Source organism: Klebsiella huaxiensis (genome assembly GCF_003261575.2).
Classification (GTDB): domain Bacteria; phylum Pseudomonadota; class Gammaproteobacteria; order Enterobacterales; family Enterobacteriaceae; genus Klebsiella; species Klebsiella huaxiensis.
Genome location: NZ_CP036175.1, coordinates 3,498,417 through 3,516,910, shown reverse-complemented (window position 1 = coordinate 3,516,910; position 18,494 = coordinate 3,498,417). Strand labels below are relative to the sequence as shown.

General features: G+C 53.4%; 17 protein-coding genes and 1 pseudogene. 4 read left to right on the top strand and 14 right to left on the bottom strand.

What is annotated here, in order from left to right:
- Positions 1-11: 11 nt before the first annotated feature.
- The 3 genes from DA718_RS16945 to rluE are packed head-to-tail and all read right to left on the bottom strand — an operon-like array spanning position 12 to position 2,088.
- On the bottom strand, positions 12-470 hold the full coding sequence (locus DA718_RS16945) for an NUDIX hydrolase (protein WP_112216645.1): 459 nt from the start codon (positions 468-470) through the stop codon (positions 12-14).
- A gap of 12 nt (positions 471-482) precedes the next feature.
- The gene (locus DA718_RS16940) at positions 483-1,394 is read right to left on the bottom strand and encodes a hypothetical protein (protein ID WP_112216644.1); all 912 of its coding nucleotides are present in this window, start codon (positions 1,392-1,394) and stop codon (positions 483-485) included.
- Positions 1,395-1,437: 43 nt separating this feature from the next.
- A complete protein-coding gene (gene rluE, locus DA718_RS16935) occupies positions 1,438-2,088 on the bottom strand; it encodes a 23S rRNA pseudouridine(2457) synthase RluE (RefSeq protein WP_112216643.1) in 651 nt (216 codons plus the stop codon).
- A 236-nt stretch (positions 2,089-2,324) separates the two neighbouring features.
- Between rluE and icd the strand changes: the two genes are divergently transcribed.
- The gene (gene icd / locus DA718_RS16930) at positions 2,325-3,575 is read left to right on the top strand and encodes an NADP-dependent isocitrate dehydrogenase (protein WP_110273623.1); all 1,251 of its coding nucleotides are present in this window, start codon (positions 2,325-2,327) and stop codon (positions 3,573-3,575) included.
- 703 nt (positions 3,576-4,278) lie between these two features.
- A complete protein-coding gene (locus DA718_RS16920) occupies positions 4,279-4,632 on the top strand; it encodes a DUF1294 domain-containing protein (RefSeq protein ID WP_112216641.1) in 354 nt (117 codons plus the stop codon).
- A gap of 45 nt (positions 4,633-4,677) precedes the next feature.
- Here the strand turns inward: DA718_RS16920 and DA718_RS30715 are convergent.
- Positions 4,678-4,818 (bottom strand): annotated as a pseudogene (locus DA718_RS30715) (LysR family transcriptional regulator); the annotation flags it as partial.
- A 92-nt stretch (positions 4,819-4,910) separates the two neighbouring features.
- On the opposite strand from DA718_RS30715, the gene DA718_RS16910 reads away from it, so the two are divergent.
- Positions 4,911-5,735 carry an aminoglycoside phosphotransferase family protein gene (locus tag DA718_RS16910; RefSeq protein ID WP_112216640.1) on the top strand — a complete coding sequence of 275 codons (825 nt, stop codon included), beginning with the start codon at positions 4,911-4,913 and terminating at the stop codon, positions 5,733-5,735.
- Between the two features lie 74 nt (positions 5,736-5,809).
- Here DA718_RS16910 and DA718_RS16905 read toward each other — a convergent pair whose 3' ends face one another.
- The 10 genes from DA718_RS16905 to fecI form a co-directional block, all read right to left on the bottom strand.
- Complete coding sequence (locus tag DA718_RS16905; RefSeq protein WP_267285574.1) at positions 5,810-5,986, bottom strand: tautomerase family protein; 177 nt, start codon at positions 5,984-5,986, stop codon at positions 5,810-5,812.
- Positions 5,987-6,062: 76 nt separating this feature from the next.
- Positions 6,063-7,847 carry a diguanylate cyclase gene (locus tag DA718_RS16900; RefSeq protein WP_112216663.1) on the bottom strand — a complete coding sequence of 595 codons (1,785 nt, stop codon included), beginning with the start codon at positions 7,845-7,847 and terminating at the stop codon, positions 6,063-6,065.
- A gap of 205 nt (positions 7,848-8,052) precedes the next feature.
- Positions 8,053-9,240: an HD-GYP domain-containing protein gene (locus DA718_RS16895; RefSeq protein ID WP_112216639.1), complete on the bottom strand. Its 1,188-nt coding sequence runs from the start codon at positions 9,238-9,240 to the stop codon at positions 8,053-8,055.
- Between the two features lie 133 nt (positions 9,241-9,373).
- Complete coding sequence (gene fecE, locus DA718_RS16890) at positions 9,374-10,141, bottom strand: Fe(3+) dicitrate ABC transporter ATP-binding protein FecE (protein ID WP_112216638.1); 768 nt, start codon at positions 10,139-10,141, stop codon at positions 9,374-9,376.
- The gene (gene fecD / locus DA718_RS16885) at positions 10,142-11,098 is read right to left on the bottom strand and encodes a Fe(3+) dicitrate ABC transporter permease subunit FecD (protein ID WP_112216637.1); all 957 of its coding nucleotides are present in this window, start codon (positions 11,096-11,098) and stop codon (positions 10,142-10,144) included. It lies immediately after the preceding gene.
- The gene (gene fecC, locus DA718_RS16880) at positions 11,095-12,093 is read right to left on the bottom strand and encodes an iron-dicitrate ABC transporter permease FecC (protein ID WP_112216636.1); all 999 of its coding nucleotides are present in this window, start codon (positions 12,091-12,093) and stop codon (positions 11,095-11,097) included. The genes fecD and fecC overlap by 4 nt, the downstream gene beginning before the upstream one ends.
- On the bottom strand, positions 12,090-12,992 hold the full coding sequence (locus tag DA718_RS16875) for a Fe(3+) dicitrate ABC transporter substrate-binding protein FecB (RefSeq protein WP_112216635.1): 903 nt from the start codon (positions 12,990-12,992) through the stop codon (positions 12,090-12,092). Before DA718_RS16875 ends, fecC begins: the two co-directional genes overlap by 4 nt.
- A 58-nt stretch (positions 12,993-13,050) precedes the next feature.
- Positions 13,051-15,381 carry a TonB-dependent Fe(3+) dicitrate receptor FecA gene (gene fecA, locus DA718_RS16870; RefSeq protein WP_112216634.1) on the bottom strand — a complete coding sequence of 777 codons (2,331 nt, stop codon included), beginning with the start codon at positions 15,379-15,381 and terminating at the stop codon, positions 13,051-13,053.
- A 98-nt stretch (positions 15,382-15,479) separates the two neighbouring features.
- Positions 15,480-16,427, bottom strand: a complete 948-nt coding sequence (fecR, locus tag DA718_RS16865; protein ID WP_112216633.1) for a ferric citrate uptake sigma factor regulator FecR — start codon at positions 16,425-16,427, stop codon at positions 15,480-15,482.
- Positions 16,424-16,945, bottom strand: a complete 522-nt coding sequence (fecI, locus tag DA718_RS16860; protein ID WP_112216632.1) for a ferric citrate uptake sigma factor FecI — start codon at positions 16,943-16,945, stop codon at positions 16,424-16,426. Before fecI ends, fecR begins: the two co-directional genes overlap by 4 nt.
- Positions 16,946-17,190: 245 nt before the next feature.
- Here fecI and DA718_RS16855 point away from each other — a divergent pair, with 245 nt between their 5' ends.
- On the top strand, positions 17,191-17,985 hold the full coding sequence (locus tag DA718_RS16855) for a class I SAM-dependent methyltransferase (RefSeq protein ID WP_112216631.1): 795 nt from the start codon (positions 17,191-17,193) through the stop codon (positions 17,983-17,985).
- Positions 17,986-18,494: the final 509 nt, after the last annotated feature.

Here is an 18,494-nt window from a genome sequence, read left to right as displayed (position 1 = left end):
GCGTCTCCCGTTCAGGCACCCCCTGTGAACGGCCAGTTAAATTCGCCAATTAACGACAGAGGGTAACGTGGATCTTGCTGATAGCTGTGGATACTCTCGGCAACTAATTGAGAACGCAGGTTTGCCGCGTTAAGGATTTCCTCAGCACTAAGCCACAGGCAGCGGTCAATATCGCTGTCATGCGGTTCAGTGGCGCACGTATCGTTAAGCTCAATGGCGAACAAAAAACGCAAAAAAGGCGTGCGATCCGGGGCTATCCACTGATGCATGCGGATAAAATGCTGTGGTGTCGCGCGGATGCCGGTCTCTTCCCACAGTTCGCGTTCTGCGGCCTGCACCAGCGTTTCATCGGCCTCCAGATGCCCCGCAGGCTGGTTCCATAACGCTTTGCCATTGATCGTTTCTTCAACAACCAAAAATTTGCCTTTCGCATGGACTACGCAGGCGACGGTGACGTGCGGTTTAAACATATTGCATCCTTATTATGGTTCGAACCCTTCTGCGACATCCGGCCAGCGAATTTCGCCGCTGAGTTTATTAAGGCTAATATAAGCGATAACAGGCGATGTTTCCGGGTCGCCTGCGCCGCGACACTGCGGGGACTGGTGATCTTCACGCACCATCATTTGAATCTCTTTTTCCGCATTCCAGCTTTCATAAAATATACAGCTATAGTCGTGACGTAAATTAAGCGTTACCAGGCGAGATGCTTTGTCCGTTGATAAGGGATTGATATCCTCACGGTAGCTATCGCCACGGTTTAGGGGCGTGAGCCGCGATTTTTTCAACCAGCCGCGCACGATATGGCGATCGGCAGTGTAATAAACGGCCTCGATAAAATCATCGTTGGATTGTTCCTGGACGGAAACAGTATCCCCGGGCAGGAGGAAAACGCTGCTGCTGCGGCACTGTTCGTTCGGCACGGCGTAGAACCACGCCCGGCTGGAGCCTTGTATTTGATAGTGGTTATTCTGAGCCGGAGCGAGACTTTCGCGCTGTCGCATCGCTTTATTTGCCCATTTCTGACACTGGCTGCTGACGGGTAGGGGATTATTCTCCGGTGCCAATTCGGCAGCATTCACCCAGCCGGTGGCGAATTGTCTTTTGGCATCGCGAAAACGTACGTATCGATACTGCTGATCCGCAGAGTCACCCAGCGCAATACTGCGGAGTATCTCGACGTTGTCGCCAGCAATCAGAAACGCCGGGAGCGAACATTTGGCTGCGGGAGCCGAGTAGAAATGCAGTCGCCCCCCGGTTTTTACCTGGGCTGAATCATAGAGGTAATTGGCCTCTCCGGCGGCGATACCGGCAAGGGCGTCGCAATTATCCTCTGCGAAACAAAGTGATGAGATGCAGCAGAGACCTAGTGTACCAAGAAGGGCTAAACGCATATTTTTCTTCCCTGAAATGACCTTATGCTGCTTTTGGATTGAATTATTCGACCTTTCGCCATTCGCCGTTGGTTAGTCCATCCAGCGTATAGCCGCCCATCGCATAACGAATCAAGCGCAGCGTGGGATAGCCGACGTGCGCGGTCATTCTGCGAACCTGACGGTTGCGCCCCTCATAAAGCGTGATTTTTAGCCAGCTGGTGGGGATCGACTTGCGCTCGCGGATTGGTGGATTTCGCGGCCATAGCCACGCGGGTTCCGCAACCAGCTCAACGCCGGCGGGCAGGGTCGGGCCATCATTTAATGTGACGCCGTCTCGCAGGGCGACCAGTGCCTCCTGCGTCGGGTCACCTTCAATCTGAACATAATAGATCTTGCCGGTGCGTTTGCCAGGCTGAGTCAGCGCCGCCTGTAGCGCGCCGTCGTTGGTCAGTACCAGCAGGCCTTCGCTATCCCGGTCCAGCCGACCAGCAGCATAGACTCCAGCAACCGGAATAAAATCTTTTAGCGTGCTTCGCCCGGACTCATCAGTAAATTGTGGCAACACATCATATGGTTTATTGAACAAGATCACAGTTTTTGGTTGGTGTTCTTTACGTTGTCTGGTGACTTGTTGCTTGCTGAATCGCTCAACGCGATGTTTTCTAAATGAAGTTTTTTGCATGGTATTTTCAGACTCAATCAATTGCCGCATTATAGCCTAATTACGAATGCCTTTCATGGACGCAAACATTCAGGTAGTATTGACATGCTCATTACAACTTATTAACAAAAAGGTTGCTCAAACCGATTCGCATTACAGGAAGGCGACACAGACGCGAAATCTCCGGTTAGCGGGATATTCCGATGACGGGAGTGGGCGAATAAAGCCAACGCCCGGCTAGCGTGAAGAGGGAAGAGCAGAACCAGAAGCGCTCGAAGGAGAGGTTAATGGAAAGCAAAGTAGTAGTTCCGGCGGAAGGTCAAAAAATCACCCTGCAAAACGGCAAACTGAACGTCCCTCATAACCCGATTATCCCGTTCATCGAAGGTGATGGTATCGGTGTTGACGTAACCCCAGCAATGCTGAAAGTGGTTGATGCTGCCGTTGAGAAAGCCTATAAGGGCGAGCGTAAAATTTCCTGGATGGAAGTTTACACCGGTGAAAAATCGACCCAGGTTTATGGCCAGGATGTCTGGCTGCCTGCCGAAACTCTTGATCTGATTCGTGATTATCGTGTTGCTATCAAAGGCCCTCTGACTACGCCAGTTGGCGGCGGTATTCGTTCCCTGAACGTTGCTTTGCGTCAGGAACTGGACCTCTACGTTTGCCTGCGCCCGGTACGTTACTACCAGGGTACGCCGAGCCCGGTTAAACATCCTGAACTGACCGACATGGTTATCTTCCGCGAAAACTCAGAAGACATCTATGCAGGCATCGAGTGGAAAGCTGACTCAGCAGAAGCCGATAAAGTGATCAAGTTCCTGCGTGATGAAATGGGCGTGAAGAAAATTCGCTTCCCGGAACATTGCGGTATTGGCATCAAGCCATGCTCTGAAGAAGGCACCAAACGCCTGGTTCGCGCTGCTCTCGAATACGCTATCACTAACGATCGCGACTCGCTGACCCTGGTGCATAAGGGCAACATCATGAAATTCACCGAAGGCGCGTTTAAAGACTGGGGCTACCAACTGGCACGCGAAGAGTTCGGCGGTGAACTGATTGACGGCGGCCCATGGCTGAAGATCAAAAACCCGAACACCGGGAAGGAGATCGTAGTTAAAGACGTGATCGCCGACGCCTTCCTGCAGCAGATCCTGCTGCGTCCGGCGGAATACGACGTTATCGCGTGTATGAACCTGAACGGTGACTACATCTCTGACGCCCTGGCGGCGCAGGTTGGTGGTATCGGTATCGCTCCGGGCGCGAACATCGGCGACGAGTGTGCACTGTTCGAAGCGACCCACGGTACTGCACCGAAATATGCAGGCCAGGATAAAGTGAACCCAGGTTCTATTATTCTGTCTGCTGAGATGATGCTGCGCCACATGCAGTGGTTCGAAGCCGCAGACTTAATCGTTAAAGGCACAGAAGGCGCAATCGCTGCCAAGACCGTGACCTATGACTTTGAGCGTCTGATGGAAGGCGCTAAGCTGCTGAAATGTTCAGAGTTTGGCGACGCGATCATCGCGAACATGTAATCCAGACTTTGGGTTAAATAAGAACGGGAGCCGATGGGCTCCCTTTTTGTGTCAGTAATAAAAAGGCTGCGCCACCTACGGCCTTCACGTCAGTTTCTTGCTATTTAGTTTGCCACATTCGATATTGCCCCCATGCTCCCTGCTCTGTTACATACTCCTGAGGCGTTCCATCGGCAACAATATCCAGTGTTTTACGCATTCCCATACTCAGCGTGGTGCACTCATTACTCACTTTTAATCTATGCGGCCCATTATTAATATATGCGCTCACGAACTGGTTTTGGCGCAAGAGCGCGATATCTTTACCATCAATAGAGATTAAAAACTTACATGTACCGCCGCTAGCGCTGGCAATAATTGAGACTGTTCATCGGTAATGACAATCCCCTTGAAGGGTAGCGATTTGTGACAATCCTAATTGAGTTAGCAAAATAGTGTGGCAGGTTTAGTTGGTCAGTTGCCAAAAACTATTTTTTTAAAGGAAGGCCGAATTTCTGAGATTGGTTCCCTGAAGTATCTTTTCATGGATAATGTACTTTCCTTGCTCATAACAGACAAAGCCATACTGTCAACAAGTCCTTGAGGACCGTGAAGTTTTCTCAATAACCCTCTATTACTGATTCACAGCAGAGGTTTCTTTTAGCGATCTATATTGAGTATAATTCGATTCCAGGACTTTCTGATAACTGCCGTGGCTACTGATATGAATCTCAATCGCTTCTGTTATTTTCTCCTGGCCATTGCGGCTGTTGGAAGCCTATTTACCCCGCATTCCTGTGCCATATGGCTTCTGCTCGTCAACATCCTGACGCTGGTGGTTTACGGCGTGGATAAAATGGCGGCACGCAGGGCCTGGCGCAGAGTGCCGGAACTCACCTTGTTGGTATTTGGGGTTATGGGAGGGTGGCCTGGCGCGATAGTGGGTCAACAACTCTTTCGCCATAAAACGCAAAAGCAGCCATTTAAAACCTACTTTATCATCAGCGTGATATTGAATATCTCAGCGATGGTGGCGGTTTACCAGTTTGATCTGTTTTCTCCTTTTCTCACTTCCTGAATATTGACTGAGTCTTCCCTCAACGGTAGCCGCACGATAAATGTTTCAGATATTCCCGGTTATCTCAGGCAGTAATTGTTCGATCACACTTATAATGCTTCTGACCCTCTGGGGGATAAAATGGGCATCAGGATAGACGGCATAGAGGAAGCGGTCAGGTAACCGCCAGGCGGGTAATACAGGAATCACCTTACTCAGTTGGTATCCAACTTTTGCGGTGCAGTTCACATTGGGTGAGGTCTTACGCGCAAATTGATAAGAATAATAAGGGGAGCGTAATGGATACAGACAAGTTAAGTTTCTGGTTGAATCGTTGGGATCTCATTGCGGACGGCAACCCATTTATCACGCATACCTCAACGCTACTCCCGGTTAAAGCAGCACATGGTATTAAGGCCATGCTGAAAGTGACTGATGATGCGGATGAGCAAACCGGAAACGCACTCATGACATGGTGGGAAGGTAACGGTGCTGCAAAGGTTATTGCGCATGAAAACGAAGCAATTCTACTCGCCCGGGCGACAGGCTCTGCGTCACTGGCAACGATGTCGAGAAAAGGTCAGGATAATGAAGCCTGTCGCATTTTGTGCGCCACGGCTAACAGGCTTCATAGCCCCTCAACAAGACCCTTACCCCGGCTAACCACTCTGCATGAATGGTTTTCTTCGCTAAAACCAGCAGCTCTGAAATATGGTGGCATCCTGACTATCTGTGCGGAAATCTCAGAAGATTTGCTTTCGTCTCCACGCGATATCGTTGTGTTACATGGTGACTTACACCACGGTAATGTGCTCGATTTTGAGACGTCTGGCTGGTTGGCCATCGATCCAAAAGGGCTTATAGGTGAACGAGGGTTCGACTTTGCCAATATTTTCACTAACCCGGATCTTGATAATCCAGTGCCGCGTGTAGCGACTGTTCCGGAGATATTTAAACAACGACTAAGTATCGTTACCGAGACGGCGGGCCTGGACAGAGAACGCCTTCTCAAATGGATCATTTCATGGTGCGGGCTATCAGCAGCATGGTCCCTCGAAAGTAACGGCGATGTATCTACAACATTAAAAGTTGCTGAGTTGGCAATTATTGCACTTGAGCAGTGAGCAGAAGCTCAACCTGACCTGCATTCGGCGCGCAATAACCGCCAGCGACTGCTATCCCTGGCCCATCACAATCATCATCTCTCCTCCGAGAGCATCAGTCCATTGCTGAAGCTCCACTCATCGGCGGTATTAAACTGAATGATCACCATGACATCATCCGGATTAATACCCAGCGCCGTATGCAGCTGCTCACATAGCGTACGGCAGAGGTTTTTCTTCTGCTCGAATGCGCGAGGTTTACCTGCCGTGATATGGAACTGAATAAAATTGTCTCTGCCGCCCCGCTCACGCAGCGTTAGCGGGAGGAGAGGGGGCTAAGAACGCCACTCACTCCGTTTTCAACATCCCAAAGCTCACAATCCTTGAACGCCCCAGCTCTTTTGCCCGGTAGAGCGCAGCATCCGCCGCGCGCAGCAGGCTATCGCTTTGCGTATGCTGCGGGTAGCTGGCGATGCCGATGGAGACATCAACCTGACCTATCTCAGACAGCCCATAGCGTAAGGTCAGCAGATGTACACTGTTATAAATATCGGTAGCACAGGTCATAGCGGCCTCTTCGTTGGTGCCGGCCAGCAGCACCAGGAACTCTTCGCCGCCGTAGCGGAAGGCCATCCCGATATCACGCACTGCACGCTGGATGATCGCGGCGACGCTTTTAATCACCAGGTCGCCCGCCTCGTGGCCGTAGTTATCATTGATTGCCTTAAAGTGATCGATATCGATCATCAGACAGCTTAGCGGCGTACCGTTGCGCACGGCCAGATTCATCTGCGTGTGCAGAGCATCGTCCAGATGATGGCGGTTACGCAGTCCGGTGAGCGAATCGAACAGCGCTTTTTCCAGTAGCGCGTTACGTAAACGCTGGTTAGCCAACGCCAGCCCCAGCGCTTCCGCCATCAGTTCGAGATAGGCGCGAGAAGGAGCTGTGGAAGGGGTTACGTTGCGGAATGAAAGCAGGCCAATAGCTTCGCCCTGGGCAATAAGCGGTACGCACAGCGATTGGTTGGCCTGTGCTTGCGGCAGGTGGTAGCAGGCAATGTCTGGCTCGCCATTTACCGGTGGGTGGCTCAGCCCGCGCCGAACGGCCCAACAGTTGTCGGGATGGAAAACAACAGGCTCATCCGGCGGCGATAGCCACTGTGCGACGCAGCGCATCTGCCAGGGATCGGTATCGAGGATATAGAGTCGGCCGGGGATCTCGGGGGCGATATTCGGTGCGAACAGCTCAGCAACCTTAATGACATCCTCGAACGATTCGCAACCTTGTAGCCGCTGGGTCATCCGCGCCAGCAGTTCCCGAATTGCCCAGTCGGCATCGCGCTCTTGCTCAAGTCGCTGCCGCGCAAGACCGTTTTCGCGGAAGATACGAATCGCCTGGGCCATATCGCCAATTTCATCTATCTGGGTAAACTGTGGCGTTTCGACGGCGTAGTCCTGGGAAGCCAGCCGCTGCACGACATCGCTCAAGCGTACGACAGGATATAACACCCGGCGTTTGAGAAGAAAACCCAACACAAACAGGAACATCAGCGCCGTCAGTCCCACCATGACCTCGGAAAGGGTTCGCCAGATGCGCGATTTCTCCGTGGCCTCGGAAATGGTTTTATTCACCCGGCCTTCAAGCATCAGGCGAAAATGGTCAAGCTGCGTCTGCACCTGCTCAAGTTCTTGCTCGTAGGGTACGCCGTACAGTAAGTTTACTGCCTCTTTCTCTTCCCCCCGATCGGCATGTGCCAGGGCCGTTTGCTGTTCATCCTGCAATTCATCGGCTTTCTGCAAACCATCACGCAATAGCGCCAGCTCTTCAGGCGTCGCGCCATTGTCCCTGAGCTTTTCCAGCCGATGTTCAATCGCAGTTATTGCCTGAGCCTGTTGCCGATACTCCCGTAAAATATCCGGATTTTTTCTGATGATATACAGCCGGGCGAGGTCTGAAAGCTCCCAGGCTCCATTATCAACTTCTTCACTAAGTTGGTCGAACTGTTGTCGCTGTTCAACGGCGCGACGTTCGGCATTATCCGCGCTGGAGGCCATCAGCATTGCGATGCCTGAAGCGAGGGTCAGGGCGACGGTGATCCCGTAGGCCCAGTTGGTCATGGTGGCGATTCTCACCGGATATATCCTTGCGTGCAGATGAATTAATTATACCCGTCATACTTCAAGTTGCTTATGTGTTGGCTACGTGCGCTCACCCCAGTCACATAGTTATCTATGCTCCTGGGGACTCCCTCCCTTGCCGCCTTTAAGCAACTCGAATTATTTAGGGTATATTTTTATTTATGACTGCACCCTTGGTTTACCCGTATAGGCCCGACTCTCAAGAGTGCAGTGTGTTAGTAATAATAGCGTGGAGCGCTTTGGCATGCTGGTGCAATACGCGATACACGTCTTTATCCAGCGCGCCATTTATAACATCAGCCTCTATCAGCTGTAATGCTTGCTGAAGGCTCATTCCGTGGCGATAGGGGCGGTCTTCGGTGAGGGCGGTAAAAATATCGGCGATGGCGATAATTCGGTCCGGGAGCTGCAGATAATCCTCATTAAGGTGAAGGGGATAACCGCTGCCATCCAGTTTTTCATGATGATTGGCGGCCCAGTTAATGATCTCGCCAAGTTCGCTAAAGGCGCTAAGCAGTTTACCGGTCATGTAGCTATGCTCACGAACCTGAAGTAGCTCTTCGTCATCCAGTTCACCCTGTTTTTCCAGAATCGCCAACGGGATATAGATTTTGCCAATATCATGTAAATAGCCAGCGATTTCGATTTTTTGGCACTCTAATTCCGGCAGATTTATGTAGGTTGCCAGCAATCGGGATATTTTCCCGACCATCAGACTGTGGCTGGCGGTAAAGCTGCTGTAGGTGTCTACAATTTTGGCGATCAATAAACAGATGTCTTTCAGACCATTGATATCGATGTAAATAGTGTTAATTGGGCCGATAATCTCCAGCATCCGCTGAATATGCCCGGGGTTAAGATGCAGCCAAAAATGCTCCTTTTGGGCGAGCTGGCATAAGGTCTGGCACAGCTGCGGGTCGATCTCCTGATATAGCGCACGAAATTTATCAATGACAATGTCGGTTTGATAGGTGGTGGCGGTTTTATCGCTGGATAACAGGCGCTCAAAAACGTCGGCAAAATAAACAATATGCTGTTCGAGGCTGCCTCTGTGGCTCGGGCTAAAATGGTGGTCGCGGATAATCGGCAGAATAGGGGCCAGAGTGGTTAACCCATCTAGCATTTCGGCTCCCCGATGCTGATGCGGGTCGTCGAGATTATCTATGGCGTTGAGTGAAACGATAACTCTTTTGTCGCCCAGTACGCCGATATCGTGCAGCAGAGCGGCGCAAAAAATGGTCTGTTGTTGCTGACGAGACAAACCGGCCGCGAGCGCAAGCTCCAGCGCAATCAGCGCCGTTCTTTGCATATGAAGATGTAATTCAGGGTTAATGATTTGTATGACGCGGGTGGCAAGCATCAATGCTGATTTTAAGGCGATACGCATCGTTTTTCTCCATCGCGTTACCCGAATTGTTTTGGTTCATTCGCCGATACTGTAGCCATTATTTATTTTAGGCCTGTATGACAGAATTGAATGAGTTAATTCTCATTATGCATTTTTATCGTGCCATCCTGGATTATTTCACTACGCACATCGGGCGTAGCGACACAGGCTCCGGATGAATCTCCGCCTCCAGATGAAAGACCTCACGCAGCATCTGCGGCGTCAGCACCGCTTCCGGTGAACCTTCGGCCTGAACGTTGCCGTTTTTCAGCACTACCAGATGATCGCAGTAGCGGCTGGCCTGGTTAAGATCGTGCAACACGGTGACCACGGTTTTTCCCATTAGCTGTAGCTCGCGCATTAGCTTCATTAACTCCACCTGGTGATTAATATCCAGCCAGGTTGTTGGCTCATCGAGCAGCACCAGCGGCGTATCCTGCGCCAGCAGCAGCGCCAGAAAAGCCCGCTGCCGCTGGCCACCGGAAAGCGCGCTTAGCGGCTGTTCGGCCAGCGATGTGACGCCGGTTCGTTCCAGCGCGCCTTCCACGATCTGCCGATCCTGCATCGAGAGTCGCCCCCATAGCGGCAGCCACGGGCTGCGACCATAGCTGACCAGCTCGCGTACTGTTATGCCCTCGGGGCTTGCTTGCTGCTGTGGCAGCAGCGCCAGACGCCGCGCCAGTTGACGAGTAGAGATACCATTTAAGGTCTGATTACCAAGCCAAATCTCCCCAGCGTCGGGTGTCAGAAGGCGAGAAAAGCACTTCAGTAGAGTGGATTTACCGCAGCCGTTTGGCCCCAGTAGTGCGGTGATTTTCCCGCCCGGTAACGTTAGGTTGAGACAGTTAATAATGCGCTTGCCATCATAGCCAGCGGTCAGGTTTTCCGTTCGCAGTTCCATTTAACGCATTCTCACAAGTAGCCAGATAAACCACGGCGCGCCAATAATTGCTGTCAGCACGCCTGCCGGAAGCTCCATCGGCGGGCTGAGTGTTCGTGCCAGCAGATCGGCGAGCAGCAGAACCAGCCCGCCCATCAGCGCCGAAACCGGCAGTAAATAGTGATGACGTCCACCGAACAGGCGGCGAACAAGATGCGGCACAACAAGACTGATAAACGCGATAGGGCCGCAGACCGCGACGCTGACGGAGGCGAGGGCGACCGCCAGGGTCAACGCGTAGCCGTTAAGCCAGCGAATATTGATGCCCAAGGTCCCGGCGCGATCGTGGCCCAACGCCAGCAGGTCGAGATCGCGGCTGAGAGCGAAACTCAGCGGTAGCAGCACGGTGAGCAGGGGCAGAGCGATAATCACAAACGAGCCATCTCTGGCCCACAGGCTGCCGGTCAACCATAGCAGTGCGTTATTAATCTCCTGGGGGCGCGACAGTAAAAGATAATCGGTCACGCTGGCCCAGCAGGCCGACAGCGCTACGCCGGTCAGCGCCAGACGCATTGGGCGGGAAAAACCGGCAAGAATTATCAGCACCGCCATTGCCGTCATCCCGCCGATAAAGGCCAGCAGCGGCAGCCACAGCAGGGACAGGGAGGGTAAAAACCACAGCGCGGTGACCGATGTCAGGCTCGCCGCATGGTTAATGCCCAGAATATCTGGTGAGGCCAACGGATTACGCACAACGCCCTGAATCAGCACGCCGGAAACCGCCAGCGCGGCGCCGATAATCAGCGCCAGCACCACGCGCGGCAGGCGATATTGCATCAGGACGTAGTGATGTTCGCTACCCGGATGCCAGCCGTCAAGCAGCGCCCGCCACGGCAGCGGGACTGCGCCCATACGCAACGAAAGCACGGTTAACAGCGCCAGAACGAGCAGTAAAAAGCTGATGCGGCGGAGTCTCATCCGCGCCTCCGGACCAGCCAGACGAAACAGGGGGCACCGACCAGCGCCAGCACCGCGCCCGCCGGGAGCTCTCCCGGCCAGGCCAGCGCTCTGGCGAGAATATCCGCCAGCAATATAAACAACGCACCCATGACGGCGCTCATTGGCAGAAGCGTACGATGATCGTGACCGGCCCAAAGCCTCGCAAGATGCGGAATCAGCAGACCGATAAAGGCGACCGGCCCGGCGACGCTGACGCAGGCCCCGGTAAGCAGCAAAACGGCAGCGTTAATCAGCAGGCGCAGGCGAGGTAAATTCACGCCCAGAGAATGAGCGGCGGTATCGCTGACGTTAAGCAGATTAAGCGCGTTGGCCAGTAGAAATACGGCGGGAACAATAAGCGCGGTAAAAGGGAAAAGCTGCCAAAACTCAGCCCAGCGTATATGGGAAACGCCGCCCGCCAGCCAGGTGAGAATGCCGTAAGCGTGATCTTCCGTCAGCAGTAGGGTTATGCGGGTCAACGCCATACATAGCGCCGAGAGGGCAATACCGGCGAGGATGAGCCGATTGCGATCCAGCTCCTGACGCCAGCCGCCGCCAGCGGTCATCACCAGCAGCCAGCTTATTCCACCGCCGCAGGCGGCGATCAACGCCAGCGAAAACCCGGCCAGCGGAGCCGGGCTAAAGGCACTGGTCAGCGACATTGCCAGCGCCGCGCCGCTATTGATGCCCAGCAAAGAGGGAGAGGCCAGTGGGTTATGGGTGAGAGTTTGGAGCAGCGTACCCGATACCGCGAGGCTGGCGCCGAGCATCATCGCCACCAGACTGCGGGGCAAGCGCAGATTAAGCACTAACGCCTCCGCAAGGGGAGGCGTTTTAGGGGCGGTCAGCGCGTGAAGTGCGTTGAACGGTGAAATCGGGATTACCGAATAGCAAAACAGGCTCAACCAGAACAGTCCGGTGAGCGCCAGCAGCGGCAATCCCCAAATAAAAAACGAGCGATAAAACGGTTTCATGGCGTGATATCGACCGCCTGATGGTGGACGATTTTCACCATATCGCTGGCAATACGCTCGGCGGCAAAGAGACCACGCATCCGCGCCCAGCTGTTGCTTTCAACGGCCGCAATCTGCTGCTTTTGCTGAGCCTGTAGCATTGGCCACAACGAATCCTGCTGCCATTTTTTAACGATGCTTTCGGCCCGATAATGGGCCACCAGCAGCCACTGTGGATTAATTGCCAGCAATTGTTCGAGATTGATCGCCGCCATTGGCGCGCCGTTGATCGGCTGCGGAACCTTCAGGCCAAGCGCCGCCAGCACGCTGCCGGTATAGGTTTGCGTGGAATGAAGATTAAATTGCTGCTCGCGCGAGGTGCCAAATAGCACGCTGGCACCCGCTGGTAGCTGGCGGGCAAACGCTGCCATGGTTTGCCGATGCTGCGTCAGGCGCTGCTGCATCTCTGCCTCTTTGCCAACCGCTTTGCCAATAATTGCCGCCGACTGCAGATTTTCCTCCCAGGTTTCATTGCGCGATTTCAACAGTAGTACCGGGGCAATCTGCCGCAGGGAGGCGTAAATGCCGCTATGGCGGCTGCTATCGGCAATAATCAGGTCAGGATGCAGGGCGCTGATGGCTTCCAGTGAGGGCTGGGCGCGGGTACCTACCGACTGCCATGGCTTCAGGCGCGCCCGTACCTCGGACAAAATGCGCGACGGGTCGTTATCATCGGCCACGCCCACCGGGCTGACGTCAATCGCCGCCAGCGCATCAACAAAGGAGAGTTCGAGCACCACGATCCGCTGCGGTGTCTTATCAAGAGTTAAGGTGCCGTGCTCATCCTGCACGGTGACGGCGAATGCGGGGCCTGTCAGGAATAGCAGGCCAAAAATAAACATGCGAACAATGCTAAACATAGTCAACTCCAGCTTGCCGGACAGGGCGCTCACTCCGCTATCCGGCAGCAAACCATCATCAGAACTTCATTGACCCTTGCAGGTACAGCGTGCGCGGCTGACCTGCGTAAAGCCCTTTGTTGTTATCGTCGTACGAGCGGGTGTAATACTCATGATCGAAGATATTTTTCACCCCCAGCGCGAGATTGAGATTCGCCATCTGTGGGCCAAAATCATAGGCCACTCGCGCGCCCCACAGCATATAGCCGGGGATCCGCCCGGTGCTGCCGTCGGCGCTCTCAGCAACGGTGTTGGCGTTATCCGCAAACTGGCTGGACTGGAAGTCGCTATTGAGGTTAAACGTCCAGCTGCCGGGTTTGTAATCGACGCCAAAGGTACCTTTGTGCTTCGGCGAGAAGGGAACCTGGTTGCCGTAGGTATCACCTTTTTCGCGGATTTCGGCGTTGACATAGGCATAGCTGGCGTAGACCGAGAGGTTATCCAGGGTGGGGGAAAGTTCACCAAGGTCGTAACGGGTTTGTGCTTCCAGACCGCTATGACGCGTTTTACCGCGGGCGGTAACCGTGTCATTGGTCTGGTTGGAGTCGTACTGATTGTTGAAGTTAATCAGGAACAGCCCCATCTCGGCGCTCAGCGCGCCGTCGTCGTAGCGGGTGCCGAGTTCCCAGGTGCGTGCTTTTTCCGGTTCCACATTGCCGCTTTGCACAGCCTTGCCAATTTGGCTGTACTGTACGGTGCCGAATGAGCCTTCTGTGTTGGCATAGATATTCCAGCTGTCGGTGAGGTGATAAAGAACGTTTAGCGCCGGGAGCGGCGCGTTATAGCTGACCTGCTCGCGGGTGCCTTTTATATTGTTGTCCTGATACGACTCGATGTGCTCAAAGCGCATGCCCGGCGTAATCGTCCAGTTGCCGATATCAATGCGATCGTCGATATACCATGCGTGGGCTTCGGTGCCGGAGCGGGTATCGCGATCGTACGGGCTGGCGGTGCTGGGCAGCTCGCCGCTGGTGGTTGCGGTGTAATAACGCATCTCGTGGGTCGATTCATTCACATAGCGGTAGCCGACGCCGACTTCATGGGCAGAGGGGCCAATCATAAAGCTCTGGCTATAGCGCGGTTCGATGCCGCGGACCCAGTATTCGCGCGGCGAGAGGGTAATACGCTTGCCCTGTTCCAGATAACCGCTGCGCAGGGTGTGGGTATAGAACCCCTGAATATTAAATTTATGCTGCGCGTCCGGTTGATATTGGTAGCCAAGACTGGCGAGCTGGCGGCGTCCCCAGAAGCGGTCGTAAGGGCGGGTGGATTGCCAGCGATCGGCGTTATAGTCGGCGCGGGAGAGGCCGCCGGGCATATCGGCTTCGCCGTCGTAGTATTGCAGCAGGCTGTTAAAGGTATGCACTTCGTTGGGCGCATATTTGCTTTTCAGCATCACATCGTCAATACGCGTCGCGCTATGTTCGCGCCAGTCGCTGCCTCGGGTGCCAGAGTAGAGCAGGGCGGAGCCGAAACCGTTATCCGCCGTGCCGCCGATCATTAAGTTATGCGTTTCTTTCGGATTGTTTTGCGAAGAGGTCGGGCTGAGTTGCCCCTCAACGCCACCCGCTATACCGAAATCCTGAGGAATGGCGCGGGTCACGAAGTTTACCACGCCGCCGACGCTTTGCGGCCCGTAACGCACCGCGCCGCCGCCGCGCACCACATCGATGGCATCCATATTGCCGAGCGAGACCGGCGCCAGTGAAAGCTGTGGCTGGCCGTAAGGTGCAAACGGAACCGGGATACCGTCCATCAGCACCGTGGAACGGCTGGCAAGCCGCGGGTTGAGGCCACGAATACCAAAGTTCATCGCCAGGTCGTGACTGCCGGTACCCGTATTTTCTGGGGCGTTAACGCCGGGAATGCGGTTCAGCACCTCGCGCATGGTGGTGGCGCCGGTTTTGGCGAAATCTTCCCGGCGGATAACATCACGGGCACCTGCGTGCTCAAAGATATCGTTTTCCCGGGCGTCGCCGAGCCAGTCGCCCACTACGGTTAAGGTGGATTCGCTACTGACGGGCGCCGGTTCCAGCGTCCAGACGTTATTACCCAGCGCTTTTAACTGTAATCCGCTGCCGTCCAGCAGCGTATGTAAGCCCTCTTCGGTTTCAAAGCTGCCGTGCAGGCCGGAACTATGCTTGCCGCGCGTCAGGCTGGCATCGGCAGCGAGCGTGATACCGCTGCGGGCGGCATATTGGTTAAGTACGTTGTCTAAATCCCCGGCTGCAATATCAAACTGCGTGGCGGCAAATACCGGCACGGCAGTCAGCCCCACTAACGGCAGCAGACTTAAACGGATTGCCATCACCAGAGGCATGGGTTTGCGTAATACGCGTAAAGGCGTCATGATTTCTCCATGATCGTTTTTGGTTGTCTTCATCTAGTAAGTCGAACGAGCAGGGGAAAAGGGACAATAGAGAATGAGAATTTTTTGTATTATTTTTCTCAGGCCGGGATGAGCGTGACCCAATAGCGGGTGACAAACTGTAATTTAATCGGCAGCGTTTGTGCGATGACCTGCAGGATGGTGTCAGGATGACCTAGCGGAAAGGTGCCGCTCAGGCGTAGATTGGCTACGGCGGGATCGCAGCGCAGCATGCCGGAGCGATAGCGGGCGACGGTGGCGACCACTTCGCTCAACGGGGTATCGCGGAAGGTGAGCATGCCCTGAGTCCAGCTATTTTCATCGCCGTTAAGCTTAACCAGAGCAGAGAAACGATCGCGGGTAAACCATAGGCTTTCACCGGCGTTAACCCTTTGCGTGCTGCCTGATGCTAAAACCGCCTCAACGGCATGTTGCTGTACTGCGAGCTGCGTTCCGCCAGCAAACTGGCGTACAGTAAATTCGGTGCCCAGTGCCGTCATCATGCCTTCACGCGTTTGCACCCGGAACGGTCGCTGCTGGCTGTCGTGCGCGGTCTGAATAGCGATTTCGCCATAGCGTAAATGGATCAATCGCTGCTGTGCGTCAAAACGGACATCGGCGGCGCTTTCGGTATTCAGCGTGAGTAGCGTACCGTCGGTAAGCCGCTGCTGGCTCGGCATGCCCTTCGCGGTACGGTAGTCGGCGCGAAGTCCCTCAGCCAGTTCGGAATCCCAAAGCCGCCATCCCCCTCCAGCGACCAACAGAAGCAGTAATCCTTTCAGAACATGGCGACGGGCTATACGGCTATCGTGGAGGGCTCGGCTGGCCAGCCCACCCGGCAACTGCCCCATCTGCTGACGCAGGTTTTCTACCTGCTGCCATGCCCACTGATTTTCGTTGTTTTGTTCATACCACACCTGCCAGCGCGCCTCCTGTTGCGGGCTTACGCGACCATCACTCAGAACCGCGTACCAGTGCGAAGCTGAACGTAGTGCCTGACGGCGGGATTCACTGAGCGTCGAATTCACAAGCCATTCTCCAGGCGAAACAGCAGGCAGTGCTCGGTGGCTTTAGCCATATATTTCTTAACCGAGCTGACTGAGACAGACAGGCGGCTGGCGATTTCGGCGTAGGTCAGCCCTTCAAGCTGTGAGAGTAAAAAAGCTTCTCGGGTTTTCGCGTTAAGCCCGTCGAGCATGGCGTCAATTTGCTGTAGGAGTTCGAGCTGACTTTGGCGTAACTCAGGTGAAGGGGCCAGTTCTTCCGGCAGTTGTGAGAGCATATCAAGCCATGCTCGCTCCAGCGCATTGCGACGAAACAGGTCGATCATCACCCGTTTGGCAATCGTGCAGAGGAAAGACTTTGGATCGCGAATGGTTGCCAGCGGCTCGCCGCCCATAATTCGCACGAAGGTATCCTGCGCGACGTCATCGGCGTCAAAGGAAGATTGCAGCTTATGGGTAAGCCAGTTTTTCAGCCAGCCGTGATGGTCGCTATACAGCGAGGCAAGCGTCAACGGTGCAGCGGTAGCGGAAGGCTGGGACATGAGCGGGTTCAGAAAAATTCATCAGTGTGCTGTATGTTAATATGAGAATGGTTATCATTTCAATTGAAACGCAATCCGCTTATCAATCATGAGGTGAATAGTTGCTATAAGTAACTGTTAAATATTGAATAGATTTTTTACCGCCAATTACCCCTGCCATTAATGCAAATAAAATTCATTATCATTATTCCCTCTATAACCATAATGATGTATTTATAATGCATGTTATAAATAAGGAGATTCTGATGAACGCAAGCGACAAAGCAGGGCATACCTTTTTGGCAAGTTTGGGGAAAACTCGTCTGCGCCCCGGCGGCGTGGAGGCGACGGAGTGGTTGTTTCAGCAAGCGGGATTTACTCCTGACAGCAAAGTGCTGGAGGTTGCCTGTAATATGGGCACCACTTCGATAGAGCTGGCGCAGCGTTTTCGCTGTAGCGTCTACGCTATTGATATGGATAAAGACGCGCTGGCGATCGCGCGGCAAAACATCGTCCGTGAAGGCGTGGATAATCGGGTATTAGTGATGGAGGCTAATGCTAATCGACTGCCTTTTCCTGACGGTACCTTTGATGTAGTGATTAATGAGGCGATGCTGACGATGTATGGTGATAAAGCTAAGGAGAGGCTGGTGGCGGAATATTTTCGCGTGCTCAAACCCGGCGGCCGTTTGCTGACCCACGATATTATGTACACGCAAGAGGCGCTGGAAGAGGGGGCACGGATGCAGTTGCAGGGCGTAGTGAAATCCAACGTGAGCCCGTTGAGCGCCAAAGGCTGGCAGGCGCTTTTTGAGCGGGCAGGTTTCGATTACGTCCGTTATCACCACGGGCGGATGTCGCTCATGTCGCCAAAAGGGCTTGTCAAAGATGAAGGATTCAAACAGGCGCTGAAGATTGCCTGTAATGGTTTACTAAAGCGTGAGAATCGTCCGAGATTTTTATCGATGATGCGCTTTTTCCAAAGTCAAAAGCATCGTCTGAACTTTATTGCCTGCTGTTCAGTTAAAGGTGTAAAGGTCCAGATGGAGAGCGAAAAATAACGCAAGGAATATGAATAACTGTCGATAAACATTATTTACTGTCAGCGATGTAAAATAAGGTTATTCTTATTTCGGAGTGAATACCGAAAATATTTCACCTTGCATCTCTTTTTTGGCGGGTAATTCTGATTGACGGTCGTGGGGTTTTGTATTTTGACCAGTAATGATTAGCGCGGTATTTATTGCTTATAATGTCAAGGGAAGGGGCCGAACTTAACCTCCAGTGGTTCCCTTCTACACCGCATGGCTTCTGAGGCAGCTCATGATTTTCTGCTTGCATAGCATCGAAGTTCAATGGTGTCCTGGTGAATGATTAGCCTGGGAATCATTCTTTTTATAGATATTCGTAATGATTTGTTCATTTTTATTTTACATTTTGTTACAGGTGTGCTTGTATTGTGTTTTTTTATGCTGGCGTGGTTTTTTACTTGCCGGAGTGAATTTACCAGTATTATTATTGTCAGTAATGCTATACGTATCGCCTAATGACTCGATGAAGGGACTCGTTT

What these genes read in the sequence shown, in the direction of transcription:
- DA718_RS16945 (WP_112216645.1), bottom strand. Translation starts at nt 470, where the DNA reads ATGTTTAAACCGCACGTCACCGTCGCCTGCGTAGTCCATGCGAAAGGC.
- DA718_RS16940 (WP_112216644.1), bottom strand. Translation starts at nt 1,394, where the DNA reads ATGCGTTTAGCCCTTCTTGGTACACTAGGTCTCTGCTGCATCTCATCA.
- rluE (WP_112216643.1), bottom strand. Translation starts at nt 2,088, where the DNA reads ATGCGGCAATTGATTGAGTCTGAAAATACCATGCAAAAAACTTCATTT.
- icd (WP_110273623.1), top strand. Translation starts at nt 2,325, where the DNA reads ATGGAAAGCAAAGTAGTAGTTCCGGCGGAAGGTCAAAAAATCACCCTG.
- DA718_RS16920 (WP_112216641.1), top strand. Translation starts at nt 4,279, where the DNA reads ATGAATCTCAATCGCTTCTGTTATTTTCTCCTGGCCATTGCGGCTGTT.
- DA718_RS16910 (WP_112216640.1), top strand. Translation starts at nt 4,911, where the DNA reads ATGGATACAGACAAGTTAAGTTTCTGGTTGAATCGTTGGGATCTCATT.
- DA718_RS16895 (WP_112216639.1), bottom strand. Translation starts at nt 9,240, where the DNA reads ATGCGTATCGCCTTAAAATCAGCATTGATGCTTGCCACCCGCGTCATA.
- fecE (WP_112216638.1), bottom strand. Translation starts at nt 10,141, where the DNA reads ATGGAACTGCGAACGGAAAACCTGACCGCTGGCTATGATGGCAAGCGC.
- fecD (WP_112216637.1), bottom strand. Translation starts at nt 11,098, where the DNA reads ATGAGACTCCGCCGCATCAGCTTTTTACTGCTCGTTCTGGCGCTGTTA.
- fecC (WP_112216636.1), bottom strand. Translation starts at nt 12,093, where the DNA reads ATGAAACCGTTTTATCGCTCGTTTTTTATTTGGGGATTGCCGCTGCTG.
- DA718_RS16875 (WP_112216635.1), bottom strand. Translation starts at nt 12,992, where the DNA reads ATGTTTAGCATTGTTCGCATGTTTATTTTTGGCCTGCTATTCCTGACA.
- fecA (WP_112216634.1), bottom strand. Translation starts at nt 15,381, where the DNA reads ATGACGCCTTTACGCGTATTACGCAAACCCATGCCTCTGGTGATGGCA.
- fecI (WP_112216632.1), bottom strand. Translation starts at nt 16,945, where the DNA reads ATGTCCCAGCCTTCCGCTACCGCTGCACCGTTGACGCTTGCCTCGCTG.
- DA718_RS16855 (WP_112216631.1), top strand. Translation starts at nt 17,191, where the DNA reads ATGAACGCAAGCGACAAAGCAGGGCATACCTTTTTGGCAAGTTTGGGG.